A 25,232-nucleotide genomic window follows, 5' to 3' on the forward strand; every position below is an offset into this window, starting at 1 on the left:
GACCACCATGGTCGGAACCACACTCGCCGAACTCCGCGACCGAATCGAGACCCTCGCCAGTTCCGACGGCGAGTACTACCTCGTCTGTGCGCGCACCGGGGACCGCCCGGTCCCGGCGGCCGAGGCGCGCTTCGACAGTCGCTCGACGGCACAGCGGGCAGCACGCGCGACCGAGCGGTATCGGCGAGCGCTCCGACGCTACGACCCGCGGCTCCCGCACTACGACGTCGTCGTCTGTCAGGCAGTCGAACCGCGCGTGACGGGCGAGCGACCGGCGGGCGACTCGACGGACGAGGGCGCGCCCGCGGACACCGGCAGCGGGGACGCGTCCGCGGAACCGACCCGCCGTCGCCGCATCGACTTCTGTCACAGCGTCGCGGCCGCCGTCTTCGAGACGCTGTCGGCGGCGGGCCACGACGCCGTCGAATCGGCGGTCATGGACACCTACTTCGACCTCGCGGAGACCGTCGACGACCTCGACGACCTCTGTGTCTGCCTTCTAGAGAGCATGGCGACCGAACTCGACCGGCGACTCACGCCCGACGAACGGGCCGACGTCCTCGCCGACGCCGCGGGACGGCTGCCGCCGGTCGAGTCCGGGAGACGGCCGATCCCGGCGGCGTTTTCCCACCTCCGAGACCGGGGGTTGCTCGACGGCTACGTCGAGTCGCCGCCGTCGGCGTCCACCGACGGCGGCACTCGATCGGTCGTCGTCCGGCTGTCCGGGTACGCCCTCTCGCCGCGGAACGGTCGACTTCCCGTCCTCCCCCTCGTCCTGGCGCTCTACCGGGGTGCCGGCGACGGGCCGCCCGCGGCGCTCCGGGCAGTTCACGTCGACGGGGACTGGCGGCTCACGCTCGTCTACACCCGGGACGGCGGGCCAGAGGAACTGGCGAGCGTCCCGATCCGATCCGCGCTCTGAGCGGCGCTGTCATCGATATCCGGCGTTCAGACGGGGTGGTAACCGAGACAGGTCACTTCCGGTCCCGTGCGGAAATTGTTAGAAAAATGAAGAGCGTTATCTACCTGAGAAGAGTACGTAGCGAATGGTCACGATCGTCAGAGGGTCGATTCCGGCGACCGAGTTCGCACTCAGCCACACGCTCGAACGCCACCCAGACGCGGAGTTCGAAGTCGAGCGGATCGCCGACAGCGGGAACGGGCAGGTGATGCCGATCCTGTGGGTCAGAAGCGACGACGCCGACGCGATCGAGGCGACGCTCGACGAGAACCCGACGGTCAGCGACGTGACCCTCATCGGGGACTTCGACGGGGAGTGCCTCTACTGGATGCAGTGGGTCAGCCACGTGCAGCTGGTCATCCAGATGCTGACCAACTCGAAGGCGACGATCCTGACCGCCTTCGGCAGCGGCGACAGCTGGCAGTTGCGAGTGATGTACCCGACCCGAGAACTGTTCGCCGAGACCCACGAGTTCGCCGCGGACCACGACATCCCGTTCGAAATCGAATTCATTCGCGAGATGGAGGGGGAGCCGGCGGGCCGATACGGCCTGACCGTCGAGCAGCACGAGGCGCTCGTCGCCGCCGCGAGAGCGGGCTACTTCGAGGTCCCGCGCGAGACGACGCTCGAGGAACTCGCCGAGTCGGTCGGGGTCTCCCACCAGGCCCTCTCCGAGCGACTCCGGCGAGCGACGGGCGCGCTGGTCGAGGACACGCTCCTCATCGGTCGGCCCGGCGACGGCGACTGAGAGCCGGCCGACGACGGGTCACACTGCCGGTCTCGCGGCCACCGGGTCGTCGTCGTCGACCAGCGTCGCCACGTCCTCGCGGAGCAACTGCGCGGCCAGCAGCCGCATCTGCCGGGCCTCGGCGGCAGAGAGGACGTCCGGTCCGACGAGCCGGTCGGCGAGCGGGTCGTAGGCCGACGGATCGAACCCGAGCTCCGAGAGGTACTCGCGGACGGCCGACGATTCCAGTCCCTCGGATATCGCGGCGTCGCTGAGGTCCCGGAGGTCGCCGAACGACGGGATTTCGACGCGGTTCGAGTCGACGCCGCCTCCCCCGACGCCCACCGATTTCGTCGCCGTCTGCTCGACGACGCGGCCCATGTCGAAGGCGAGTCGCACCGTCTCGCTGGGCAGTGCCGTGTCGGGCGCTCGCCACTCGACGGTCGGGGTCGCCTCGCGCAGTCGAACGGGATTCAGCATCGTGTCCTCCGGGCAGAAGTGCTCCTCGACGGCGGCGGCCTCGACGCCGTTGCTCGCCGCGACCCCTTTGAACAGTTCGAAGGCGGTATCGACGCGGTCGTTCCACTCGGAGACCGAGTCCGCGTACGACCAGAGGCCGCAGTACCGGGCGAACTCGTCGCTCTCCTGCTGTCGATACGCGTGAGCGCGGGAGGACTGCTGTCGGCGCTCCCCGAGGTAGTACGGCGAGGAGTTCACGAGCGCCAGCGCCGGGTCCAGCGCCGTCAGGAGGTTCAGCTGTCGCACCGGCTCGGTCTTCTCGAAGTGGACGTGCGTGCCCGCGCAGTTCTTCGCGCTCGTAATCCGTTCGCCGTAGATGTCCTCGAACAGCCGCCCGCGGTCACCCGTCGCGTCCGGCGCTGCGCTGGTCAGCGGCGTCCCGAGCGGGACGAGGTGGAGCCCCTCGCTGCGGGCCGCCGTGAGCGCGGTCCGGAGGATCGACTGCAGTTCCCGGCGGAGGGAGTCCTCCGTCTCGTGCGGAGAGGTCCGTACCTCTACGAGGGGCGCGATGAACTCCGGCTCGATCCTGTCGTGTGCCTTCGGCAGCGCTCGCCCGTCGGTCAGTCTCCCCTGTTCGTCGACGGTCCAGAACTCCATTTCGATGCCGAGTTTCATGATTGATGTGAGCCGTCCCGCTCACGTTCGAGTTGTCACGAGCGAAACATCTGGGTACTCGGCTTGCGCTCGCCAAGCAGTCATAAGGGGGTAGATGTTGCCTCGATCTCGAACTGAAATACGCAGACAGCGGCTGTCTCGACGGCGATATCGGCGTCGTTCACGTAGGCGTTGTCGACGGCGCTACCCATCGTTCGCGGCAATTCTGTCCGACGGCTGTTCTTCGCCCGGCTCGCTTCGACGGGGAGGCGACGATCGGACCGCAGCGTGGCGGTTCTGACACGCGGACTCGAGTGAGATCGGCGACGCCGCCGTCGGCTGGCAAATGGTATATCGCGATATAGAATCGAGCTGTCCGACGGTCGCGGCCGAGAGACACGAGCGGCGTCGGCCTACGACTCGGTCCGTCGCTGCGTCGCGTCCGCCGTTTGGCCGTAGTGTTTGACGTCGGCATAGAGGTCAGCGAGCACGTGGACGTATAGCGTCAACCCGACGACGAGCGCCCAATACGGTGCCGAAAGGACCCAGAGCGCGCCGACGGCGACCCCGGCGATGACGACGTGACTGAAGAGACGCTGGACGTGCGAGAGGTCCGTCTCGCCGAACAGCGAGTCCTGGTCGGTGACGGCAGCGAGCGGGTTTCGGAGGAGCCGGCGGATATTCTCGGTCGAGCCGGTGTTCAGGTAGGCGACGAGGAAGTGGTCGAAGTCGATGCCGACGCCGACGACGACGGCGACTGCGACGACCAGTACGGGGTGGACCCGCGGCGAAGTGACGGCCAGTAGCGCCGCGCCGGTCACCGCCGAGAGGATCGCGTGGTTGCGGGAGTACATTCATCGGTGATTCCGGTGCCACGGTTATCAACGTCGGCCACTGTGTGGCGACCGGTAGACTAACACCGCTCTCCCTCCATCGCATTCTATGAACGAGCAGTTCCTCGAAGCGACGGTGAGCGTTCGCGGGGTGGTCTGTACGCCCGACGAGCAGATTCTCACGGTCCGTCGCGCGAGCGACGGAGGGTGGGAACTGCCGGGCGGGCGGATGAACCGCGGCGAAGACGTGACCGACTGTCTCCGGCGGGAGATCGACGAGGAGACGGCGCTCTCGGTGACGGTCCACCGGCCGGTTCACGTCGTCTCGTGGCAGAACGACACCGACGACAGCCGCCTCGCCGTCTACTACCACTGCACCGCGGCGAGCGCCGAAGTGACGCTGAGCGAGGAGCACACCGATTCGGCGTGGGTGTCGGAAACGGCGGCCAGAGAGCGGTTGAGCGACCCGCAAGTGACCGCTCTGGAGCGAGCGCTCGACGCGAACGCGAAGCCGGCGGTCGGCGACGACTAGTCGCCCTGTCCACCCGCCGCCGAGGGGGACAGGTGAGCGACGGCGCGGTCGCTGCCAAGCAGGTAGAGAACGCGACCGACAAGCGAGTCGATCCGCTCCCAGCGCGTAGTCGGCACCGCTTGCCCGCCGAAGTCGGTCTTGAACGAGAACGTGCCGTCGTCGAAGGCGGGGGTCGTCTCGCCGAAGTTACAGGTCTCGTAGCCGGCGTCGATGCCCCACCGAATCGCGGCCCGGTAGAGTACCTCCGAGGGGAAGTGCTCGAAGTTCGTCGGGTCGTAGGCCGGAAAGAGGAGGAACAGGCAGTCCCGTTCGTCGTCGAGGACCGCCAGCAGTTCGCCCGCCGGGTCGCCGTCGACGCTCGCCCGGAACAGTTTGAGGCGGTCGCCGACGTTCGCCAGCAGCGCTCTGAGGAACGAAAGCGACGTGCCGTCGCCGTCGATTCGGGCCATGTGTTCGGCGTGGCGGTCGGCGAACGTCTCGATGGACTCGGGCGTGACCGGCACGTCGGTCGCGGTGACACCGGCCTCGTCCGCCTTTCGGAGGTTCCGGCGTTTCTTCTGCGAGAGGTCCTCGGCGACGGCCTCCCACGGGCGGTCGATGTCGAGGACGAACTGGCAGTCCCGAACGGACGGATAGTACCCCCGCTCGCGGAGACGAGTGGCGTAGCGAAGCGACCGCGACGACGCGGGTTTGAGCAAGTGACCGACGGTTCGACCCGCAGTCAGCTCTTCCACAGCGTCGGCGATCGCACCGAAGACGGCGGCCTCGTCGGTCGCGATCATCGCGCCGTTCGAGCCGGGTCTGGCCGGGCCGAGAAAGCGAAAGGGCGTGCCCGGAAGCGACCGGACGAACAGCGGATGGACGCCGACGAGCGTCCCGTTTTTCCGGACCTGTACGTGCCGAGCGGGCGAGTCCGTCGCGTCTTCGTAGGCTTTGAGCCACTCGTAGCGCTCGAAGACGCTACCGGTCTCGGACTGCTGAGCGACGATCGCGTTCCACTCCCCCTGTTTGACCCCGGTTATCGATCGGTGGACCGAGGTCGTGAGGTCGGTCATCGACCGAGGTTCGCCCAGCGCCCTCGTAACTGTGTGGTTTCCGACAACCCGGCGGCGTAGTGTGGGACACGGTGACGATGAGAGCTTTTATGCCGTCGTCGGTAGAGACGTACCTATGACCGAACTGGCCGTCGGGGTGGTGGGGGCCGGGTGGATGGCCACAGACTATCACGTCCCGGCGTTCACCAGTCACCGACGCACTCGCGTCACGGCGTTCGCCGAACGCGACGACGCCCGACGGGAGACCGTCGAAGCCGACCTCTCTCTGCCGGGGTACGAAGACGCCGCGTCGATGCTCGCGGCTCAGGATATCGACGTGGTGAGCATCTGCACGCCGACTAGTACACACGAGGGCATTTTTCTCGACGCCGTCGAATCGGGCTGTCACGTCCTCTGTGAGAAACCGCTCGCCCTGACCGCCGAGAGCGCGCGACGGATGGCCGACGCGGCGGCCGAGGCGGGCGTCGTCGCGCAGGTCGGCTACCTCCATCGCTACTACCGGAACTACGGGCGAGCGCTCGACGTGCTCTCGAACCACTTACTCGGCGACGTCGTCGAGGTCACCGTCGCCCACCACTCCGCACCGCCGACGCAGGGGTGGTATTACGATCCCGCGCTGTCGGGCGGCGGCGTCGCCCGCGACCTGTTTCCCCACTCGCTCGACGTGCTGATGGCGGCGTTCGGTGAGGACGTGACCGTCACCGACGCGAGCGTCCGTCATCTCCGCGAGCGCCCGGTCGAGGACGTCGCCCGCGCTTCTCTTTCCTTCGACGGTATCCTGGTGCGGCTCTCTGCGTCGTGGACCCAGACCGACGGCGTCTCCCGAGTGCTGGTCGTCGGCACGGAGGGATGGCTGGAGCTCGACGCCGAGACCTTACAGGGAGAGGTCCACGGTCGCCCCTTCGAGTTCGAACACGGCGCACTACCGATCTTCGATATCGGCGTCGCCGACCTATTCCCGGCGAGCGACGACGACGCCCACACCGCTCGCATCCACGACTTCGCCGACCACGCGGCGGCGGGCGACGGGGAGACGGCCGCGCCGCCGAGTCGCGGCGTCGCCGTCGCCGAGGTGATCGACGCCGTCTACGAGCGGAGCGGCAGCGAGCGAGACGCCAAACGGGAGGGCGGGCGATGACCGTCCTCGTCACGGGCGCGACCGGGTTCGTCGGCCTGAACCTCCTCCACGCGATGGCGGGCGGCGGCAGCGAGCGAGAGCCGGTGGCGATGGTCCGCGCGAGCGCCTCGACCGCGCGACTCCCCGACGGCGTCGCGACCGTCGAGGCGGACCTCTCGGATTCGCAGTCGCTGACCGCGGCGATGGCCGAAACCGACGCCGACAGCGTGGTCCACCTCGCGGCGGCGGTGTACGACCAGTCGGCGATGCGGGGCACCAACGTCGCGGGCACGGAACGATTGCTCGACGCGGCGACCGAGACCGGCGTCGAGCAGGTCGTCTTCCTCAGCACCATCGGTGCTCACCCGGAGGTGCCCGCGGACCCGGACTCTCCGTACCAGTCCTCGAAGGTCGCCGTCGAGAAGTCGCTGTTCGAGCGCGACCACCCCTTCGACGTCGCGGCGCTGTACCCCACGTATATCTTCGGCCCGCGGGACTACCGCCTGACCCGCTACGAACACGTCCGCCCGATCGCCGCGAACCGCGTGCTCGTCCCGCCGCTGTACACGTACGACGAGTACAACGTCGTCCACGTCGACGACGTGGTCGGCAGCATCGAGTACGCGCTCGACGCGGGCGAGACGGAGAGGTACCTGATAACCGGACCGAACCTCACGAATCGGGACGTGCTCGGGACCATCGCCCGGCACGCGCCCGGGAACTGCCGCGTCGTGAACGTCCCCTACGGCGTGGCTCGCTGGGCCGTCAAGCCGACGATGGACCTGCTCCACCGCGTCGGCGTCTCGCCGGTCCCCGGTGCGGGCTTTCTGGAGCGCGGGGACTACGGCACGGTTCGAGAAGACCTCGCACGGCGGGCACCGGTGCGCCAGCGCTCGTGGCAGGCGGCGCTCACCGAGACCGTCGACTGGTATCGGACCGTCGGCGTCCTCTAATCCGTTCAGGCGCGCAGTCGGTAGACGACGCCCGCTTCGGTCGAGAGCGGGTCGTCAGCCAGCGCGGTTCGCGTCCCGAGGACGTAGCTGTCGGTCCCGTCGGTCCCGAACGCGAGTATCTGGATGTCGAGGCCGCCCTCGACCTGCGCCTCCCGAATCGGCCACCGACCGGATTCCTGCGGTACGGCGACGAGGAGGCGACCGGCGGCCTCGGTGAACGAACTCGTGAACACGCCGAAGACGTACGAGTCGCGCAGCGCCTCGACCGGTCCGGTGTGGACGTGACCACCGATGACCGCGAAGCCGACCGGATAGCCCTCGTCGTCGAAGTGGGGGAACTCCAGAACCGGGTCGATCAGGGACTCGCCGCGGTCGGATTGGACGACGCACTCGCCGTCCTCGCTCGTCCCGACCTGCGGGTCGTGACAGTGATACCCCTCCTTGAGCGGCCAGCCGTAGTTGCCGCCCCTCTCGACGACGTTGACCTCCTCCCACGTCGCCTGCCCGACGTCGCCGACGAGGAGATCGTCGCCGCTGAAGCCCATCTTCCACGGGTTGCGAAGCCCCCACGCGTAGTGCTCGTCGCGGCCCTCCTTCCCGACGAGCGGGTTGTCCTCGGGGATGCCGTACGGCAGGTCGCCGGTGCGGCCGTCCACGTCGATGCGGAGGACGCTCCCCTTGAGGTTGTCGGTGAGGTCCTGGCCGTTGTACGGGTTCAGGCCGTCGCCGAGCGCCGCATAGAGGTAGCCGTCGGGACCGAACTCGATGGTGCCGGCCTGATGCAGCGGGCGCGCCCACGGCAGGTCGAGCAGGATTCGCTCGCTGTCGGGGTCGCCGCGCGACCCGTCGTCGGCGGCGCGGAACTCCGAGAGGCGCTCGCGGTGGTCCAGTTCGTCGTCGTCGGTCGGCGCGCTGTAGCGGACGTAGAACAGGCCGTTCTCGGCGAAGTCGGGATGGAAGGCCAGTCCCAGCAGCCCGCGTTCGTCGTAGGCGACCCAGTTCGGTAAGTTCTCGCCGACGGCGACCAACCGGTCGGTGAGGTCCAGAAACGGCTCGGAGCGGAGGCCGTCGGCGTCGTGGACGTACACCTTCCCGATCTGATCGACGACGAACCGCCGGTTGGTGCCGTCGGTGGCGGTGACGAGCGCCGTCGGCGAGACGAGGCCCGTCGCCACCGGTTCGAGCGAGACGGTCGGGCCGGGTTCGAAGAAGTTGCCCGAGGACGCCGGCGTGTCCGTCGCGCCGTCGCCCCCGTCCCCTCCGCCACCGTTCCCGCCGTCTCCCCCGTCGCCCGCCGCGTCGTCGCGGCTGCCGAACGAACAGCCGGCGAGCGCGCCGGTGGCACCGACGACGCCGAGCGTCCGCAAGAAGTCCCGCCTCGACGGTCCCGGCGCGGTCGTCCACCGCTCGTTTCGTGGGTTCATGACCGTAAAAAGCTCCGTTAGTATTTAACTGTTCTTCGATAGGTAGTATTCGAATATCCGTCGATAGCAAAGATATATACTGTTTAAAACCAGTTACGAAGTGATGATTATCCGGGTGGTAGACCGATGCAAGCAGTGATCTTGGCCGCGGGGGAGGGACAGCGATTGGGACCGCTGACGGAGGGCCGACCCAAACCGATGGTGCCCGTCGGCAACCGACCGATCCTCGAAGCCGTGCTGGAGGCCGCGGTCAAGGCGAGCGTCGAAGAGGTGGTTCTCGTCGTCGGCCACTGCCGAGAGCGCATCCAGAGTCACTTCGGCGACGGCGACGACTGGGGCGTCCCGATACGCTACGTCGTGCAGGACCACCAACTCGGCGCGGCCCACGCGCTGGCACGGACCGAGTCCGTCGTCGAGGGGCCGTTCTTCGTCCTCCACGGCGACCAGTTGGTCGAGGCCGCGCTGCTTGAGCGACTCCTGGAGCGGTGGGAGGCGACCGAGACGCCGACCATCGCCGCCGTGCAGTCGGACCGGCCGACCGAGTACGGCGCGGTCGACGTGGACGGCGAAACCGTCGTGGCCGTCTCGAAGACGCCGACGGCCGATCCGCCGTTCCTCGTCAACGCCGGCGCGTACGTCCTCGACGAGGGCGTCTTCGACGTGGTTCGAGGGGTCGAGACCGCGGACGGCACCGACTTCGGGATGGCGACGACGCTCCAGCGGCTCGCCGACGCGGGACGGCTCTCGGCGGTGCTCCACCGCGGGTCGTGGCAGGACCTGACCTACCCGTGGGACCTGCTCTCGACGAACGCGACGCTGCTCCGGCAGCGCGACAGCGAGGCGGTCGCCGAGGACGCGCGGGTCCACTCGACCGCGGCGGTCTCGGCGAGCGTGGCCGTCGACGAGGGTGTCTCCGTCGGCCCGAACGCGACGCTCCTGCCGGGGACGGCGCTCGGCCGAAACGTCCGCGTCGGCGCGAGCGCGACGCTCTCGAACTGCATCGTGCTGGACGGGGCGCGGATCGGCGACGGGGCGGTGCTGCGCGACTGCATCGTCGGCGAGTCGGTGTCGGTCGGCCCGAACGCCACCGCCGAGGGCGGGCCGGCCAGCGTCGTCGTCGGCGACGCGGTCCACGACGACGTGGGACTCGGTGCGGTGCTCGCGGACCGAACCGTCCTCCGGGGCGGCGTGACGGTCGCGCCCGGGACCGTCGTCGGCCGCGACGTCGAAGCGGACTGCGGGACCGTCCTGCGCGGGCGAATCGACTCGAACGAGACGGTACGGAGGGGATAATCCATGTGCGGAATCATCGGCTACGTCGGCGAATCGGCCGCCCAGTCACGGCTCGTGACCGGGTTGCAGAAACTGGAGTACCGCGGCTACGACTCGGCGGGTATTGCGCTGGTCGACGACGCGCTGTCGGTGTACAAGCAGGTCGGCCTCGTGGGCGACCTCGACCTCCCCGCCGACTCGCCCCAGACGTGTGGTATCGGCCACACCCGCTGGAGTACGCACGGGAAGCCGACAGACGCGAACGCCCACCCCCACACCGACTGCACGGGGCGAGTCGCCGTCGTCCACAACGGCATCGTCGGCAACTACGACGACCTGCGGGCCGAACTGCCCGACCACGAGTTCCGGAGCGAGACGGACACGGAGGTCGTCGCCCACCTCGTCGAAGTCGAACTCGAGTTCACCGACGACCTCGTCGCGGCGGTCAGCGCCGCCGTCGAGCGAATCGAGGGGAGTTACGCGCTGGGTGTCGTCGCGGCCGGACACGACGGCATCGTCGTTGCCCGCCGGAACAGCCCGCTGGTCGTCGGTCACGGAAGCGACGGCAACTTCGTCGCCAGCGACGTGACGCCGCTCTTGGAACACACGCGCGAGGTGTCCTACCTCGAAGACGGCGACGTGGCACACGTCACCCGCGACGGCGTCGCGGTCCGGCACGACGGCGCGAGCGTTGAGCGGGCCGTCCACCGAATCGAGTGGAACGCCGACGCCGCCGAGAAGGGCGGCTACGACCACTACATGCTCAAGGAGATCCACGAGCAACCGCAGGCGCTCCGACAGGCCGTCGCCGGCCGCATCGACGCCGTCGAGGAGCGCGTCGAGTTGGACCGCTCGCTGTCGACGGCGTTTCTGGACTCGCTCGACGAGATTCAACTGGTCGCCTGTGGTACGTCCTACCACGCCTGCCTCTACGGGAAGCAGCTGCTGGAGTCGCTCGCGGACGTCCGCGTCACCGTCGAGTTCGGCAGCGAGTACGCCGTCGGGAGCGGCCGCGACCCCGAGCGGACGCTGGTCGTCGGCGTCAGTCAGAGCGGCGAGACGGCCGACACCCTGCGGGCGCTCAGGACGGCGAAGCGGACCGGCATTCGAACGCTCGGCGTGACGAACACCGTCGGGAGCACCGTCGCCCGCGAGTGCGACGACGCGCTCTACATCCAGGCCGGTCCCGAGATCGGCGTCGCCGCGACCAAGACGTTCGCCTCGCAGGTCGTCACGCTCGCCCTGCTCGCCGTCGACGTGGCGGATTCGCGCGGCGAACTCGACCCGGCGGACGGCCGGGAACTGCTCTCGAACCTGCAGGCCCTGCCCGGCGCGGTCCAGACCGCCCTCGACCGGGACCGGGAGGTCCGCGAAGTGGCCGACGCCTACGCCGGCGGCGAGGCCTTCTTCTTCATCGGTCGGCAGTTCGCCACGCCGGTCGCGCTCGAAGGGGCGCTGAAACTCAAGGAGATCTCCTACGACCACGCGGAGGGGTTCCCGGCGGGCGAACTCAAGCACGGGCCGCTGGCGCTGATCACGGAGCGGACGCCGGTGCTGGCGATACTCACAGACGGTGCTCGGCCGGAGGAGACCCACAACAACGTCAAGGAGGTCCAGTCCCGCGGCGCGCCGGTGGTCGCCGTCACCTCCGAGACGGGCCGGGAGGGCGACTACGAGGTGGGCTTCGACGTCCCCGATCTGGGCGTCCTCGAACCGCTGGTCGCCAACGTCTACCTCCAGTTGTTCGCCTACCACGTCGCCGACGGGAAGGCCCGCCCCATCGACCGGCCGCGCAACCTCGCGAAGAGCGTCACCGTCGAGTGAGTGTCTGTCCGCGCTCGCGCGCGCTGGGTCCAGCTAATTTTCCGGGGAACGGGGCGATAGCGTCGACCGACCCGTCGGCTTCTCGACGAGCGCGGTCAGAACCTTCGATACTCCGACTGTCACGTCAGCGGTGGCGATAGTACTGTCGAACCCGTTCTGAGTCTCAGGATAGATATTTTGGGGGATTCGTCGCGCCGATGTCGCCGATATCCGCCGTCAGTCGAATCGGCGTAGAACCGTCGGGAACGCGACAGGCGTAGAGACGTCTCCGTTCTCCGGCACGAACGGGGATCCGGCCTCTCAGGGTATCTACGTTGATAATCCGTCGAAAAGGATATTATTGCTGGTATAGAATTGGTTGGCAGATGGCACCAGATCCACCGCCGACCGACCGGCCAGCCAGTCCCGGTCTCTCCAGACGGGCGCTCCTCAAGTTGACGGGCACCGCGCTCGGGACAGCGGCCGTCGCCGGCTGTCTGGGGGATGACCCGAGCGGCGAGCGGCGAGTCGGCTACGGCGGCGTCACTCCGGCGATGCTCGCGGCGGGGCGACTGTCGCTGTCCGCGCCCGACGACGGTCTCGTCGCTCACTGGGCGTTGGACGGGACCGGCGCGACCGCGACCGACGCGGTCGGCAGCAACGACGGAGCCATCCGCGGCGCGCCCCGGCAGGGCGTTCCCGGCGTTCACGAGTCGACTGCCTACGGCTTCCGGCCGGGGGCGGGCAACTACGTCGAGGTCGCCGACGCCGGCGTCCTCCGGCCCGCCGCCGAACTGTCCTTCGGCGGGTGGTACCGCACGGAGAGCGACGACAACGGTCAGACGCTGGTCCAGAAGGCCGATGCCCGCTTCGGCGAGACGGGGTACGCCGTCGACGTCCAGACGCCGAACAGCGTCCGCGGACACGTCGCCGTCGAGAGCGGGCGAGCCTCAGTCAACCTGTGGGGCGTCGCGACCCACGACGGGGAGTGGCACCACCTCTTTCTGACGTGGGACGGCTCGGCGCTCGTCCTCTATCTCGACGGCGAGGAGATCGATCGCGACGCCTCGCAGTCGGGACGCGTCGTCCACAGCGACCGCTCGCTATTCGTCGGCCGCGGCGACAACGGCTATACCTCTTACTACGGGATGGACGGTGCCATCGACGACGTTCGCGTCTACGAGCGCGCGCTGCCCGCGAGCGACGTGGCCGACATCTACGAGGGCGAGACGGTGACGCCGACAGCGACGCCAACGCCAACGGCAACTTCGACGCCGACAGCGAACCCAACGCCCACGCCGACACCGACCGCTGCGCCAACTCCGACAGCGGCCCCCACGCCGACCGAGAGCGACGGACCGGCCCCGGTCGCTCGCTGGCGGTTCGAAGAGACCGAGGGCACCGTGGCGGCCGACGGCGTCGGGTCGGCCGACGGGTCCCTTCGCGGGTCCCCGACGCTCGACGCCGCGGGCGTGTTCGACACGTCGGGAATCGCGTTCGGGGCCGGCGACGCGGACTACGTCGAAGTGGCCGATGCCGGCGTTCTCCGGCCCGCGGCCGAACTGTCCTTCGGCGGGTGGTACCGCACGGAGAGCGGTGACAACAGTCAGACGCTGATCCAGAAAGCCGACGCCCGCTTCGGCGAGACGGGTTACGCCGTCGATATCCAAACTTCCGACAGCGTCCGCGGGCACGTCGCCGTCGAGAGCGGGCGAGCCTCAGTCAACCCGTGGGGCATCGCCACCCACGACGGGAAGTGGCACCATCTCTTGCTGACCTGGGACGGGAGCGCGCTCGTCGCGTACCTCGACGGCGAGGAGGTCGGCCGCGACACGTCGCAGTCGGGCCGCGTCGTCCACAGCGACCGCTCGCTGTACGTCGGCCGCGGCGACAACGGCTACACCTCGTATTACGGTCTGGTCGGGCGCGTCGACGACATTCGCGTCTACGACACCGCATTGACAGCGAGCGATGCCGGCGCGCTGTACGAGGGGGGAAGTACGCCGCCGACGCCGACTTCCGAACCGACTCCTGAACCGACACTAACGCCGACCCCCGAGCCGACGGCGACGGCCACTGAGACCGCGACACCGACTGAAGCTCCGACCGAGACGATCGCGAACGACGAGTTCGGCGAATCCGGCTACGGCGGCCACGGATACGGCGGCGTCGTCGACGCGGACCAACTATGACAGACAACCACCGATACGAGACGCCAGCGGCCGGGACGCTGGACTGGGACGAACCGCTGAACCGCAACTTCGAACGCATCGACACCGACGTCGAGATCCGCGATACCGACGCCAATCGGTCGAACTACGTCGCCAAGACCGGCGCGAAGTTCCTGGCGACGGACACCGGCGACGTCTACATCGGCGAGGGCGGGTCGTGGAACCGCCTCGGCACGATCGGCTCGGGCGACTCCGGCGGGAGCGAGCCCGCAGACGGGACGGACCTCACGTCGCTGCTTCTCGACGGCTACGTCGTCGCCCTCGCCCGGAACCTCTCGTCGCCGCGAACGATCGACCCCGCGGGGACGGACACCCCGATTCAGGACGCGCTCGACGTCCTCGCGGCCAACGGCGGCGGCTCGGTCCGCCTCCCGACGGGCATCGTCGAGGAGACGGGACCGATCCGACCCTACGAAGAGACCCGGATCCTCGGGCTCGGCGTCGAGATATCGAAGGTATCCATCACGGACCGGAGCGCCGACGGTATCCGCTTCGACCGCGACGAGGGTGCCGACCGGGTCGCCCTCGACGGGTTCGCGCTGAACGGCCCGGCCGGCACCGGCCCCACCGGCGTCGCCATCCACCACACGAACCGCGACACGCAGGACCTCCACGTCGGTCGCCTGCTGTTCTGGGGGTGGAACAACTCGGTGTACCGTGTCGAGGAGGGCGTCGGCCCCTTCCAGTGCCGACACGACCAGCTCACCATCTACGAGTGCGACGCCGGCGAGGAGGACGGCCTCTTCGAGTTCCGGTCGTGGTACGGCCCGGCCAACTGGTTCGGGACGATCGCCGCGTACCCGAGCGCGACGGTCAGCGGGCGGAACACCACCGTGTTCTTCTCCCGCGGCGGCACGCAGACCGTCGATTACCTCACGATGGGCGGGTCCGCCGGCGTCGCCGTCGACCAGACGTGGGACGGCGTCGTCGAGTTCGGCCACGTCCACTGGGAACCGACGACCAACCCGACGGACCCGCCGGCTATCGTCCGTCTGCGCGGCCACGGCACCGGCGTCGTCGGCGCGGTCAAACACGTCACCGGAACCGCGGACTACGTCTACGAACTGGGCTACGACAGCTACAACGGTCGCGGCCCGGCCCGGAAGGTACTGGGGCCGTACATCGAGTTAGGCCGAGAGGCGGACATCACGTCGAACGTCCTCAACCTCGCTCACCCGGCCGACCCCGCCGCGCCGTCGTTCTATCAGGGCGCGCCGGACGACGTGAGCGTCACTCACGAACGGGGGAACACGGGCGGCCTTCGCGCGCTCGGGACGGCCGGGACCGGTTTCTGAGCGCGAATACTCTCGCATATGATTAAGTAGTCCGATGACGGAAACGAAGGCAGTTATCATGGCCGGCGACACTCCGCAGACCCGGTTGCTCGCGCACGCGCAGTACCGGATCGCCCCGCTCAAGACCCGACTCCGAACGGCCCTCGCTCGCTCGACGCTCGTCGAGCGAACGGCGTGGCACGCGGGCGAACGCCTCCACATGCGAACGCCGACCGGCCGGCGAGTGCCCGAGGCCGTTGACATCTCCGGACTCTACGACGGCCCGGCGGCCCCGTCGTACCCCTACGCCGCCGCCGACCGGGAACCCTCGCTATTCCTGCCGGCGGGCGACATCGACCCGGTGGTGACCGCCGCCGACGTCACCGACTTCGGCCGCACCGACTGCGTCGCCGACCCGTTCCTGTTCGTCACCGAAGACGGAGAGTGGCATCTCTTCTTCGAGGTGTACACCCAGAACCGAGAGCCGAGCGCCGCCATCGCCCACGCCGAGAGCGCCGACGGCTACGACTGGACCTACGACCGCGTCGTCCTGGAGACAGACGAACACCTCTCGTATCCCTACGTCTTCCGCTGGGCGGGCGAACACTACATGATTCCGGACCGCTGGGCCAAAGAACGGGGACCGGCCGGCGTGACCCTCTACCGCGCCGAGCGGTTCCCCCACGAGTGGACGCCCGTCGCCGACCTCGTCCAGCCGGAGACGCCGCTGCACGACTTCAGCCCCTTTCGCTGGGGGGACCGCTGGTGGGCGCTGCTGGGCGACGGTCGAGACCTCTACGCCTACTACAGCGACGAGCTCGAAGCGCCCGACTGGACGCCGCACGAGGCCAATCCCGTGGTCCGCGACCGACCGAACGCGGCTAGGCCCGGCGGTCGTCCGCTCGTCTTCGACGACTACGTCCTCGCGTTCTATCAGGACTGTGCGGCCCGCTACGGCGAGCGAGTTCGAGCGTTCGAGATCGCCGAGTTGACGCCGACGGCGTTCGAAGACCGCGAGCGAGACGACTCGCCGGTCATCGAGCCGACGGGCGGCCTCGGCTGGAACTCCGGTGCGATGCATCAGGTCGACCCGTGGTTCGACGGCGAGGGGTGGCACTGCGCGGTCGACGGCAACCTCGGAGCGGGGTATCGGGTGTTCGGCGAACACCACTGGGCGATCGGCATCTACCGGGCGTGAACTCGTCGTCGGACCGAGAGCGCCTCGGGTCAGTCGTCGTCACCGGCCTCCGCGGACGAGAGCAAGCCGGTCGCCAGGATGCGACGGACGATGGTCACGAGGCCGTTGTCGAACCCCTGGCCGAAGACAGCCTTCTCCTGTGTTCGCTCGCCGCTGTCGGTCTGATAAAACGAGCTCACGAGGATCGTCTCTCTGTCGACCAGTAGCAACCGGCCGATCTCCGTGTCGTCGCCCGGCAGCGAGGAGTGAGTCAGCCACGCCAGTTCCGAGACGAACACCTCCGTCCCGGGGAGCGCCTTCTCGACACGGTCGCGCAACGCATCGGAGACCGTTCCGACGATGACGTCGACGTCGTGACGCTGGGCCTGCTGGAGGCAGTCCGCGAGGTCGTCGGTGAAGACGCCCTCGTGGCCGAGGACGATGACGACTTCGCTGTCGGCCCCGCTTATCAGCTGCGCCGTGCGGCTAGTTATCCCCGCCTCGCCCGCCAGCGCCCACACCTCGTGTGTGACCTCCGACTCTTCGTCGCTAACGGCTGGGTCGAGTCCCTCCAGAGCCTGTCGGAGCGTCTCGACTCGGTCGTCGTACTCGTTCCGGAGCGTCTCGACCGCCTCGTCAATGGAGACGGCGCGAAACACCTGCGGATTCGAGTGTTGAATCTCGACGAGTCCTTTCGCCTCTAAGACCCGTATGGCGTCGTAGACGCGGGTCCGGGGCACCTCGGAGACGTCACTGATTTCTTTGGCCGTCCCTCGCGGAAGCCGCGAGAGCGCGACGAACGCCTTGGCCTCGTACTCTTTGAGGCCGAGTTGCTGAAGTAGTTCGACTGCGTGTTCTCGGTTTACGGTTTCGTCCATATGGGCCCCAACCATCGCTACCGTGACCGGTAGGCTAGATAACGGTTTCTCACCGGGACTGAAAGTCGTTGTCACTCCTTTCGGCCTGTACTGGAACAGGTCCCCCTCCCACTTCGATAACCGTCACGGCGGCCCGAACTGGGGAGGGTTGCGTTTATTTTAATAATTACCGCCTCGGTTGACAGGTTAGCGGTGTCTCTACGGACGGTTCGTCTCCTCTCGTCAGGTCGGCCGAATTCCCCGCGAACGACCCGTTAACTCAGATAATCACAATACCATTATACGGGGTGAGCGGGAACGTGCTACTGGCGCGCAGCTCCAGACTGGGTCCCAACCGATCTGTTGCTGCGCGCCTTTACGTACGGTACATCGCCACACATGACCTCGGAGTCCTCGGACGAGCCCCGTTCTGTCGCGGTCGACCAACTCGAAGCGCTGGGGCTGAGCGCGTACGCCGCCCGGACGTTCGTCGCGCTCTCGAGTCTGGGCAGCGGGACGGCAAAAGACGTGAGCGACGTCTCCGAGGTGCCCCGGACCCGCGTCTACGACGCCGTCGAGGAACTCCGCGACTGGGGACTGGCTGACGTACAGCACTCGAAGCCGAAGCAGTTCTGGGTCGTCTCCCCGGAGACGACGAGCCGGCGGTTCGAACGGGAGTACAGCCGTCGCATGGACGCGCTGACCGAAGCCCTCGACGGGTTGAACTCGACCGAGCGAACCGTGGAACAGCGCGGCGTCTGGACCGTCGTGGGCCGGGGTACCGTTTCGGAGCGCGTCGCGGACTTGATCGACTCGGCCAGCGACGAGGTCGTTTTCATGACCGTGAGCGATCTCCTCACCGACGAGGTCGTGGCCCGTCTCCGGACCGCAAGCGAACGCGGCGTCTCGATCAAACTCGCGGGGATGGCCGACGGCGTCGAACGAGACTTCTCCGACACGGTACCAGAGGCGGAGTACTTCGACTCAATGTGGGTCTGGTCGGACACGCCGGCCGGTCGCATGCTGATGGTCGACCAAGAGAAGACGCTCGTGAGCGTGCTCGTGGACGGCGACGGCGACCACCCGCCGGAGCCGCGCGACGAGACGGCCATCTGGGGGACCGGCGAATCGAACGGCCTGGTCGTCGTCCTCCAAGCGATGTTCACGTGGCAACTCGATGGGACCAGATAGCGTTCGGGGCTTGTAACGCACATATTCACAAAAGGTCTATATCGACATCGGTTCAACTGTTCGACTGTAGCAAAGCGTCGCCGACAGCGGAGTCGTGTATCGCGTGAGAGATTGTCGTCAGGAAGAGAGGACAATGGACGACAATACAGACCACAGAAAGGGCTCGAAAGCGCCTACCGAAGCGAGTCAGTCACGATTCGAGTGGAAAACGACCGAGAGTCCGTGTGCTGCGGTCGTCGAGGCCGTCGCCGCGTCGATAGGGCGAGATTCCACCGACCTGCCGCCGCTGTACGCCACCGTCGACCCCGACGCGCTGACGGCGGTTCTCGCCGACAGGCCGGACGGCTCCGAAAGCGCAGTCAGCGTGTCGTTCGAATACGCCGGGGTCGACGTGACCATCGACAGCCACGGCGGCGGCGTGGTCAGCTCGACGGCGGCCCGTCGCGAGTGAGCGGGACAGTACCGTCGACGAGTCAGAACCACTCGGCTGGCAGTTCGTCTTCGTGAGCCACCAGCAGTTCGAGCAGGGGACGCGCCCGGTCGAAGTTCGGTCCCCGACGTATCTCGTCGCTCTCCCGGTCCCACTCGATGAACCCGTGGTCGGCCAGTTTCGGCAGGTGGACGTGATGCATCCGCACGGCGTTCGAACCGGCACCACTCTCGGGACGGGCCCCCGTCGACAACCGTCGAAGGGTCCGTTCGCGGATTGTCCGCCAGCAGGTCCACGAGCAGTTTTCGGCGTTCAGCGGCGGCTAGCGCGCTCAGTAGGTCGTCTGGAAATGTATCTCCCGCCGTGGAATCCATACGGATTATTGGTCGAGGGAGCGGATAATTACGGCGGTTTTTCGGTTTGGTAGACGTTTGAGGAAGTGAGTAACAAGCCACGCGGCGTCGCCGGCTCAGGGCAGTTCCTGCGGCACGGGGTCCGGTGCGAGCGTCCCTTCGAGGAACCCGACGCCGTAGTACGCGTACTGTGCGGCCAGCATGACCGGTATCAATAGCGCCAGCGGCGTCCGTCGGTCGCGATACACCTGTGCCGTCGCGTAGCCGCTCGCGAGGAGGAACGCCGACAGGAGCAGCGGGAGGTAACGGATCTTCCGGGCCCGCCAGTCGCTCAATGCAGCGAGTACCCCCGTTCCGAGACCGAGCGACGGCAGCGCCGAGTACCACCGGATGACCTTCCCGTGGCGGCGCTGGACGCGCGCCATCGCGTACCCGTACGATCGGCTCTTCCGACAGAAGGAGCCGAAGTCGGCCGAGAGATGGTGCGAGACGGCGATAGTCGGGTCGAAGACGAACCGGTAGCCCGCCTCGCTCAGGCGGAAGTGGAACTCGGCGTCCTCGCCGACGTTGATCCCGTCGTCGTAGCGGAACTCGGAGAACACGTCGGCGTCGTAACAGACGTTGCAGGCCGCGACCGAGCGGACCAGTCGCTCCCCGTCGATGGCGTGAGACTGGGGCGACCCGCCGGAACCGAACACGGTTCCCTGCAGACTCCCGACCAACTTGGCGAAGGGCGGGTCGTCGGGAAACGGACGGTTCGGACCGCCGACGCCGACGACGTCCTCGCGGTCGGCGTAGCCCTCGATGCGCTCGACGTGGGATTCGAGCCACGTCGCCGGGACGGCGCAGTCCGAGTCGGTGAAGGCGACGTACTCGCCGCTGGCCGCCTCGACTCCCCGATTCCGACACGCACCGATCGTGGCCCCCTCGGCGACGCGGAACCGGACGCCGTACTCAGCGGCGACCTTCTCGGTGCCGTCAGTCGAGCCGCCGTCGACGACGATGACCTCGTAGCGGTCGTCGGGGTACGTCTGTCCGGTGAGCGAGGAGAGCGTCTCGGCGACCGTCCGCGCCGAATTGTAGGTCACGACGACCGCGGACACCATCGGGGCGCTGTCGCCGCGCAGATTCGTCGACACGGCTGCATCCTCGCCGTGTCGCTGAATAACCCTATCGGTGGGCGGGTCAGCCCAGTCCCCTCCGTACGACCGAGACGTTCATCCCGAACCCGTAGAGTCCGGTGTTCGGGTGCGGGCGGATCGGCCCCCGCTCGCTGACCCGTCCCGGCGGGAGGTAGACGCGACCGCCGCCCGCCTCGGCGACGCGGTCGAGAGCGTCCTGTACCGGCGTCGCCGTCTCGTCGGGCCGGACCACCGCTCCGTCGAGGTTGCGGGCGATAGCGACGAGGTGTCCCGCGAGCAGCGCCTCGGTCGCGCTCGTCGGCGAGTCCGCGGACACGTCGTCACCGCCGAACAGCGAGTAACCCGCGGTCGTCGCGGCGAGCACCAGCGAGAGGTACGCCCGGCGACCGAGCGGCGCGGTCACCGAACCCACCCGAGAGCGTCGGTTGTCGACACACGCGAGACGGTTCGCGGTCGGCGTGGAAAAGCGTCGACCCCCGAGACTCCGGAAAGCCTAACATCTGTCTGCTGATATGGTAGGACGAACATACTGTCGCCCGGCCACGATATCGGCGATACGTCCCCCATCACATGTCAGACGACTCGACATCCAGAAGCGACCCGGCGACCGGGTCAGACGCCGAGGCGGCCTCCCGCGTCCTCGGTTGCGCGACCGAACACCCGAACCACGTCTTTCCGGTCCGGACCCCGTTCAACCACCGCTCGTTCGACGCCCTGAACGCCACCGGCGTCGACCTCGACGTGGTGTCACCGACGCCCTTCGCCCCGCCGGTCGGCCCCTTCTCCGAGTACCGCCACGTCCCGAAGACGGAGCAGTGGGGGTCGTATCAGGCACACTACCCGCGATTTCTCTACGCGCTCCCCAAGCGCTACTTCTATCAGTACTCCGGCGACTCCGCGCAGAAGCGCGTCACGCGCTACGTCGAGCGCACCTTCGAGACGCCACACGACGTGGTGCAGACCTGTGGGTTCTACCTCGACGGCTACGCCGCCCTCGAATACTGCCGACGCCACGATATCCCGCTGGTCGCCCTCTCGCACGCCGGCGACCTGAAGAACTTCGACCGGTTCAACGACGAGGTGCAGGCCCGCATCCGCGAGACGATCGACTACTGTTCGGCCGTGCTGACGGTCAGCGACGAACTCGCCGCCGTCGCCCGGCAGTTCGCCCCCGCCGGGAAGGTCCGCACGCTCCCCATCGGCGAGGACCCCGAGGACTACCCGACCGAGCGCCGGGCGGCCATCCGCCGGGAACTGGGCATCGCTCCGGAGACGAAGCTTCTGCTGTACGTCGGCCGCTTCGAGAAGGAGAAGGGCATCCGCGAACTCGTCGCCGCCCTCGACTCGCTCTCCCGCGAGGACGTGGCCGTCGCCGCCGTCGGTCACGGCGGGGCCCTCCGGTGGTGGTTCCTCGACAGCCTGGGCGAGCTTCACCACCCCGCACACGCCTACTGGCAGCTCGACCCCATCGCGGTCCGTCGCCTCCACGTCGCCGCGGACCTGCTGGTCCACCCGAGTTGGATAGAGGCGCGTCCGACGGTCCTCTACGAGGCGATGGCCGCCGAGACGCCCGTGTTGGCCTCGAACGTCGGCGGCATCCCCGAGATGGTCGTCGACGGCGAGACCGGCGTCCTCGTCCCGCCCCACGACCCCGAGACGCTCTCGCGGACGCTCGATTCGCTGCTCGACGACCCCGAGCGCCTGCGCGAGATGGGACGAGCGGGCCGAGCGCGGCTCGTCGACCAGCGCTGGACGTGGACCGACCACGCGCAGCGACTGCGCGAGGTCCACCGGGAGGTCGCGCGTGACTGACCGGCCCCGCGTGAGCGTCGTGATTCCGGCATACGATCGAGCGGACGTGGTCAGCCGAGCTGTCGACAGCGCGCTCGCCCAGACGGTCGACGCCGTCGAAGTCCTCGTCGTCGACGACGGCAGCACCGACGAGACGGCGGCCGTCGTGAGGCGGTTCGAACGCGAGGACGACCGGGTCCGCTATCTCGCTCACGAGACGAACCGGGGCGTCAGCGCCGCCCGCAACACCGGCGTCGAGGCGGCGACCGGCGAGTACGTCGCCTTCCTCGACTCCGACGACGAGTGGCTCCCGCGGAAGCTCGACCGGCAACTGGCGCTGCTCGACTCGCGCGGCGAGGGGTGGGTCGGCGCCTACTGCGACGTGGTGACGGCGTCCCGCCCGACGGTCGGGCGGATCGCCGCCGCCGTCTCCGATAAGGTATTTCGTTCGAGGGCACCGAGAGAGGGCGGCCGGGAGCTGGCCGAGTCGCTGCTGTCGATGCAGGTGTTCATGGGGCCCGGGTCGACGCTGCTGGCCGAGCGCGACGCCCTGCGAGCGACGGGCGGATTCGACGAGGGGCTGTCTATCTACGAGGACTGGGACCTCGTCCTCCGGTTGCTCGCCGCCGGGAAGGTGGCCTACGTTGACGAACCGCTCGCGGTGACTCACTTCACCGGTGACGCGCCCGCCGAGGCGTACGTCGAGAACGACGAGCGCTACCTCGACCGCAACGCCGACCTCGTCGCCGAGGTAGAGCGCCGGGGCGTCGCCGTCCGGCGCGCTCACCGCATGGGGCTCGTCGGCCACTTCCTCGCCGAGGGGCGGTTCCGTGAGGCGAGCGCGTATCTGGATCGCCGGGCGTTCACGCGGCCGAAGGATCTCGCTCGACTGGGTTTCTGGTCGCTGCTCGGTCTCCGAGCGCTGGCAGCTGGGAGGACGGCGTGACCGCGACCCGCGGCGACGGGGCGGTCCCACGAATCGGCGAAACGGCCGACGCCGCCGCCGACGGCGACCCCTACCGCGTGCTGGCCTGCTGTATCCACCACCAGAGCCACCCGCTGCAGGTCCGCTCGCCGTTCAACCACCGGTCGTTCGACGCGCTGAACCGCACCGCCGCCGACCTGGACGTGGTCGTCCCGACGCCGTTCGCTCCCCCGATCGGCCCCCACTCGGAGTACTCGCGGGTGCCGAAGACGGAGCGCTGGGGGACCTACGTGGCTCACTACCCGCGCTTCCTGTACGCGATTCCGAAACGGCGCTTCTACCACGTCTCCGGTGACTCGATACAGAAGCGCGTCACGCCCTACGTCGAGCGGACCTTCGAGACGCCTCACGACGTGGTCCACACCTCCGATATCTACCTCGACGGCTACGGGATGCTGAAGTACTGTCGGCGGCACGACCGGCCGCTGGTGGTCAACAGCCACGCCGTCGACCTCCACAACTATGACTCGTTCAACGCGAAGGCCCGGGCCCGCATCCGCGAGACCATCGACTACGCCTCGCGCATCCTCGTCGTCAGCGACGAACTCGCCGCCTGCGCCCGGCGGTTCGCCCCCGACGAGAAGGTGACGACGGTCCCGATCGGCGAGGACCCCGAGAAGTTCCCGACCGACCGCCGGGCGCGGATACGCGAGGAGCTGGGCATCGACCCCGACACGAAGGTGTTGCTGTCGGTCGGCGCGTACACCGAACAGAAGGGACTGAAGGAACTCGTCAGCGCGGTGGACGCGCTTTCCCGCGAGGACGTGATGCTCGTCACGGTCGGTCACGAGGGGGACCTCCGGTGGTGGCTCTTGGACCGACTGGGCGAACTCTCCCATCCGGCGCGGTCGTTCTGGCGGCTCGACCCGGTGGCGCTCCGGCGCTGGCAGGTCGCCGCCGATCTGCTCGTCCACCCGAGTTGGACGGAGGGGCGGCCGACCGTCGTCTACGAGGCGATGGCGGCCGAGACGCCCGTGTTGGCCTCGAACGTCGGCGGCATCCCCGAGATGGTCGTCGACGGCGAGACCGGCGTCCTCGTCCCGCCGAAGGACCCCGAGACGCTCTCGCGGACGCTCGATTCGCTGCTCGACGACCCCGAGCGCCTGCGCGAGATGGGACGAGCGGGTCTCGACCGACTGCTCGGCCAGCGCTGGACGTGGACGGCCCACGCCGAGCGGGTGACCGAGATCCACCGGGAGGTGCTGGCCAGATGGTGAGCGGAGGAACGACGGCCGACGGAGCGGTCGACCCCGTCACCGTCGTGGTCCCGTACAGCGCCGAGTACACGCCCGCGTCGATGCTCGAAGAGGCGAAGGCGACCGTCGCCGCACAGACCGTGCCGACCGAACTCCTCGTCGTCGACGACGTCGACACCGGCCCGGCGGACGCCCGGAACGCGGGACTGGACCGCGCGGCGACGCGCCACGTCGCCTTCCTCGACGCCGACGACCTCTGGGAACCCGACAAGCTCGCTCGCCAGCTCGACCGGATGGCCGAGACGGGGGCCGGCCTCTGTCTGGAAGGCGGGCCGATGTCGCTCGACGACTTCGTCTACGAGGCGTTCGTCGGCGAGTTAGACGAGGTCACGTCGGCCGTCCTCGTCGACACCGACCGCGTCGACGCCCGCTTCGAGTCGTCGCTGCGCCGCGGCGAGGACATCCTGTACGTCCTCGAAGCGGCCACGGAGGCGGGCGTCTGTTGCTGCCCGGACCTGTTCACCCGCCGGAAACACGAGCAGAGCATGATGGCCACCGGGATGGCCGTCGACGAGTATCTGACGCAGGCCAAGCGCTTCGGCCACCTCGTCGACCGACGGGTACCCGCGGCCCATCCCTACGTCGACATCTACTACGTCCAGTTGTTCACCACCGTCGGAGAGGCCTGCCGCCGCGAGGGCGAGTACGACCGGGCTATCACCTACTTCGGGCGGGCGCTTCGCATCGCACCGCACCCGACGACGCTCGCACACCTCCTGCGGACGCTCGTCGCACGGGTGGTTGGCTGAACCGAC

General features: G+C 68.4%; 24 protein-coding genes. 16 read left to right on the plus strand and 8 right to left on the minus strand.

The features are described 5' to 3' along the window. Positions 1-7 precede the first annotated feature (7 nt). Both GO488_RS06875 and GO488_RS06880 read left to right on the plus strand, forming a co-directional pair. On the plus strand, positions 8-922 hold the full coding sequence (locus tag GO488_RS06875; protein WP_162317035.1) for a DUF7551 domain-containing protein: 915 nt from the start codon (positions 8-10) through the stop codon (positions 920-922). Positions 923-1,046: 124 nt separating this feature from the next. Continuing rightward, positions 1,047-1,709 (plus strand): helix-turn-helix domain-containing protein, encoded by a 663-nt coding sequence (locus GO488_RS06880; RefSeq protein ID WP_162317036.1) that lies wholly within the window; start codon positions 1,047-1,049, stop codon positions 1,707-1,709. Positions 1,710-1,727: 18 nt separating this feature from the next. Here the strand turns inward: GO488_RS06880 and GO488_RS06885 are convergent, their stop codons facing one another. Then, complete coding sequence (locus GO488_RS06885) at positions 1,728-2,822, minus strand: glutamate-cysteine ligase family protein (protein WP_162317037.1); 1,095 nt, start codon at positions 2,820-2,822, stop codon at positions 1,728-1,730. 392 nt (positions 2,823-3,214) lie between these two features. Beyond that, on the minus strand, positions 3,215-3,655 hold the full coding sequence (locus GO488_RS06890) for a hypothetical protein (protein ID WP_162317038.1): 441 nt from the start codon (positions 3,653-3,655) through the stop codon (positions 3,215-3,217). Positions 3,656-3,743: 88 nt separating this feature from the next. Between GO488_RS06890 and GO488_RS06895 the strand changes: the two genes are divergently transcribed. Beyond that, the gene (locus GO488_RS06895) at positions 3,744-4,166 is read left to right on the plus strand and encodes an NUDIX hydrolase (RefSeq protein ID WP_162317039.1); all 423 of its coding nucleotides are present in this window, start codon (positions 3,744-3,746) and stop codon (positions 4,164-4,166) included. Here the strand turns inward: GO488_RS06895 and GO488_RS06900 are convergent. Next, on the minus strand, positions 4,163-5,221 hold the full coding sequence (locus GO488_RS06900) for a GNAT family N-acetyltransferase (RefSeq protein ID WP_162317040.1): 1,059 nt from the start codon (positions 5,219-5,221) through the stop codon (positions 4,163-4,165). The genes GO488_RS06895 and GO488_RS06900 overlap by 4 nt on opposite strands. A gap of 115 nt (positions 5,222-5,336) precedes the next feature. Here GO488_RS06900 and GO488_RS06905 point away from each other — a divergent pair, with 115 nt between their 5' ends. Continuing rightward, positions 5,337-6,359, plus strand: coding sequence for a Gfo/Idh/MocA family protein (locus GO488_RS06905; protein ID WP_162317041.1), 1,023 nt, complete (start codon positions 5,337-5,339; stop codon positions 6,357-6,359). Beyond that, positions 6,356-7,291: an NAD-dependent epimerase/dehydratase family protein gene (locus tag GO488_RS06910; protein WP_162317042.1), complete on the plus strand. Its 936-nt coding sequence runs from the start codon at positions 6,356-6,358 to the stop codon at positions 7,289-7,291. Before GO488_RS06905 ends, GO488_RS06910 begins: the two co-directional genes overlap by 4 nt. A 5-nt stretch (positions 7,292-7,296) precedes the next feature. Here the strand turns inward: GO488_RS06910 and GO488_RS06915 are convergent, their stop codons facing one another. Continuing rightward, positions 7,297-8,715 (minus strand): PQQ-dependent sugar dehydrogenase, encoded by a 1,419-nt coding sequence (locus GO488_RS06915; protein WP_162317043.1) that lies wholly within the window; start codon positions 8,713-8,715, stop codon positions 7,297-7,299. Between the two features lie 126 nt (positions 8,716-8,841). On the opposite strand from GO488_RS06915, the gene GO488_RS06920 reads away from it, so the two are divergent. From GO488_RS06920 to GO488_RS06940, 5 genes are all read left to right on the plus strand, one after another. Further along, complete coding sequence (locus tag GO488_RS06920) at positions 8,842-10,008, plus strand: sugar phosphate nucleotidyltransferase (RefSeq protein WP_162317044.1); 1,167 nt, start codon at positions 8,842-8,844, stop codon at positions 10,006-10,008. A 3-nt stretch (positions 10,009-10,011) separates the two neighbouring features. Further along, a complete protein-coding gene (gene glmS / locus GO488_RS06925; RefSeq protein WP_162317045.1) occupies positions 10,012-11,811 on the plus strand; it encodes a glutamine--fructose-6-phosphate transaminase (isomerizing) in 1,800 nt (599 codons plus the stop codon). A 365-nt stretch (positions 11,812-12,176) separates the two neighbouring features. After that, the gene (locus tag GO488_RS06930) at positions 12,177-13,982 is read left to right on the plus strand and encodes a LamG domain-containing protein (RefSeq protein WP_206674383.1); all 1,806 of its coding nucleotides are present in this window, start codon (positions 12,177-12,179) and stop codon (positions 13,980-13,982) included. Next, on the plus strand, positions 13,979-15,316 hold the full coding sequence (locus GO488_RS06935; protein WP_162317046.1) for a hypothetical protein: 1,338 nt from the start codon (positions 13,979-13,981) through the stop codon (positions 15,314-15,316). The genes GO488_RS06930 and GO488_RS06935 overlap by 4 nt, the downstream gene beginning before the upstream one ends. A gap of 58 nt (positions 15,317-15,374) precedes the next feature. Continuing rightward, positions 15,375-16,493, plus strand: a complete 1,119-nt coding sequence (locus GO488_RS06940; RefSeq protein WP_206674384.1) for a glucosamine inositolphosphorylceramide transferase family protein — start codon at positions 15,375-15,377, stop codon at positions 16,491-16,493. A gap of 29 nt (positions 16,494-16,522) precedes the next feature. On the opposite strand, the gene GO488_RS06945 is transcribed toward GO488_RS06940, so the two are convergent. Continuing rightward, a complete protein-coding gene (locus tag GO488_RS06945; protein WP_162317047.1) occupies positions 16,523-17,350 on the minus strand; it encodes a TrmB family transcriptional regulator in 828 nt (275 codons plus the stop codon). A gap of 378 nt (positions 17,351-17,728) precedes the next feature. On the opposite strand from GO488_RS06945, the gene GO488_RS06950 reads away from it, so the two are divergent. Further along, a complete protein-coding gene (locus tag GO488_RS06950) occupies positions 17,729-18,520 on the plus strand; it encodes a TrmB family transcriptional regulator (protein WP_162317048.1) in 792 nt (263 codons plus the stop codon). Positions 18,521-18,653: 133 nt separating this feature from the next. Next, positions 18,654-18,971, plus strand: a complete 318-nt coding sequence (locus GO488_RS06955; protein ID WP_162317049.1) for a DdfA family disk-determining factor — start codon at positions 18,654-18,656, stop codon at positions 18,969-18,971. Between the two features lie 22 nt (positions 18,972-18,993). Here the strand turns inward: GO488_RS06955 and GO488_RS19885 are convergent, their stop codons facing one another. The 3 genes from GO488_RS19885 to GO488_RS06970 form a co-directional block, all read right to left on the minus strand. Beyond that, positions 18,994-19,152, minus strand: a complete 159-nt coding sequence (locus tag GO488_RS19885; RefSeq protein WP_206674385.1) for a DUF7344 domain-containing protein — start codon at positions 19,150-19,152, stop codon at positions 18,994-18,996. A gap of 267 nt (positions 19,153-19,419) precedes the next feature. Next, entirely contained in the window at positions 19,420-20,442 is a 1,023-nt protein-coding gene (locus tag GO488_RS06965; RefSeq protein ID WP_241692905.1) for a glycosyltransferase, read from the minus strand. A 46-nt stretch (positions 20,443-20,488) separates the two neighbouring features. After that, a complete protein-coding gene (locus GO488_RS06970; RefSeq protein WP_162317050.1) occupies positions 20,489-20,857 on the minus strand; it encodes a hypothetical protein in 369 nt (122 codons plus the stop codon). Between the two features lie 158 nt (positions 20,858-21,015). Between GO488_RS06970 and GO488_RS06975 the strand changes: the two genes are divergently transcribed. From GO488_RS06975 to GO488_RS06990, 4 genes are all read left to right on the plus strand, one after another. Beyond that, on the plus strand, positions 21,016-22,257 hold the full coding sequence (locus GO488_RS06975; RefSeq protein WP_162317051.1) for a glycosyltransferase family 4 protein: 1,242 nt from the start codon (positions 21,016-21,018) through the stop codon (positions 22,255-22,257). After that, on the plus strand, positions 22,250-23,182 hold the full coding sequence (locus tag GO488_RS06980) for a glycosyltransferase family 2 protein (RefSeq protein ID WP_241692906.1): 933 nt from the start codon (positions 22,250-22,252) through the stop codon (positions 23,180-23,182). The genes GO488_RS06975 and GO488_RS06980 overlap by 8 nt, the downstream gene beginning before the upstream one ends. A 113-nt stretch (positions 23,183-23,295) precedes the next feature. Further along, positions 23,296-24,438 (plus strand): glycosyltransferase family 4 protein, encoded by a 1,143-nt coding sequence (locus GO488_RS06985; protein WP_164509634.1) that lies wholly within the window; start codon positions 23,296-23,298, stop codon positions 24,436-24,438. Next, entirely contained in the window at positions 24,432-25,226 is a 795-nt protein-coding gene (locus GO488_RS06990; RefSeq protein ID WP_162317052.1) for a glycosyltransferase, read from the plus strand. Before GO488_RS06985 ends, GO488_RS06990 begins: the two co-directional genes overlap by 7 nt. Positions 25,227-25,232 lie beyond the last annotated feature (6 nt).

This window comes from Haloarcula limicola (assembly GCF_010119205.1).
Classification (GTDB): domain Archaea; phylum Halobacteriota; class Halobacteria; order Halobacteriales; family Haloarculaceae; genus Haloarcula; species Haloarcula limicola.

Bases quoted from the DNA above. Each gene is read 5' to 3' on its own strand.
- GO488_RS06975 (WP_162317051.1), top strand. From the start codon at position 21,016: ATGTCAGACGACTCGACATCCAGAAGCGACCCGGCGACCGGGTCAGAC.
- GO488_RS06885 (WP_162317037.1), bottom strand. From the start codon at position 2,822: ATGAAACTCGGCATCGAAATGGAGTTCTGGACCGTCGACGAACAGGGG.
- GO488_RS06950 (WP_162317048.1), top strand. From the start codon at position 17,729: ATGACCTCGGAGTCCTCGGACGAGCCCCGTTCTGTCGCGGTCGACCAA.
- GO488_RS06945 (WP_162317047.1), bottom strand. From the start codon at position 17,350: ATGGACGAAACCGTAAACCGAGAACACGCAGTCGAACTACTTCAGCAA.
- GO488_RS06990 (WP_162317052.1), top strand. From the start codon at position 24,432: ATGGTGAGCGGAGGAACGACGGCCGACGGAGCGGTCGACCCCGTCACC.
- glmS (WP_162317045.1), top strand. From the start codon at position 10,012: ATGTGCGGAATCATCGGCTACGTCGGCGAATCGGCCGCCCAGTCACGG.
- GO488_RS06910 (WP_162317042.1), top strand. From the start codon at position 6,356: ATGACCGTCCTCGTCACGGGCGCGACCGGGTTCGTCGGCCTGAACCTC.
- GO488_RS06920 (WP_162317044.1), top strand. From the start codon at position 8,842: ATGCAAGCAGTGATCTTGGCCGCGGGGGAGGGACAGCGATTGGGACCG.
- GO488_RS06940 (WP_206674384.1), top strand. From the start codon at position 15,375: ATGGCCGGCGACACTCCGCAGACCCGGTTGCTCGCGCACGCGCAGTAC.
- GO488_RS19885 (WP_206674385.1), bottom strand. From the start codon at position 19,152: ATGCATCACGTCCACCTGCCGAAACTGGCCGACCACGGGTTCATCGAG.
- GO488_RS06905 (WP_162317041.1), top strand. From the start codon at position 5,337: ATGACCGAACTGGCCGTCGGGGTGGTGGGGGCCGGGTGGATGGCCACA.
- GO488_RS06930 (WP_206674383.1), top strand. From the start codon at position 12,177: ATGGCACCAGATCCACCGCCGACCGACCGGCCAGCCAGTCCCGGTCTC.
- GO488_RS06935 (WP_162317046.1), top strand. From the start codon at position 13,979: ATGACAGACAACCACCGATACGAGACGCCAGCGGCCGGGACGCTGGAC.
- GO488_RS06955 (WP_162317049.1), top strand. From the start codon at position 18,654: ATGGACGACAATACAGACCACAGAAAGGGCTCGAAAGCGCCTACCGAA.
- GO488_RS06900 (WP_162317040.1), bottom strand. From the start codon at position 5,221: ATGACCGACCTCACGACCTCGGTCCACCGATCGATAACCGGGGTCAAA.
- GO488_RS06875 (WP_162317035.1), top strand. From the start codon at position 8: ATGGTCGGAACCACACTCGCCGAACTCCGCGACCGAATCGAGACCCTC.
- GO488_RS06890 (WP_162317038.1), bottom strand. From the start codon at position 3,655: ATGTACTCCCGCAACCACGCGATCCTCTCGGCGGTGACCGGCGCGGCG.
- GO488_RS06895 (WP_162317039.1), top strand. From the start codon at position 3,744: ATGAACGAGCAGTTCCTCGAAGCGACGGTGAGCGTTCGCGGGGTGGTC.
- GO488_RS06915 (WP_162317043.1), bottom strand. From the start codon at position 8,715: ATGAACCCACGAAACGAGCGGTGGACGACCGCGCCGGGACCGTCGAGG.
- GO488_RS06880 (WP_162317036.1), top strand. From the start codon at position 1,047: ATGGTCACGATCGTCAGAGGGTCGATTCCGGCGACCGAGTTCGCACTC.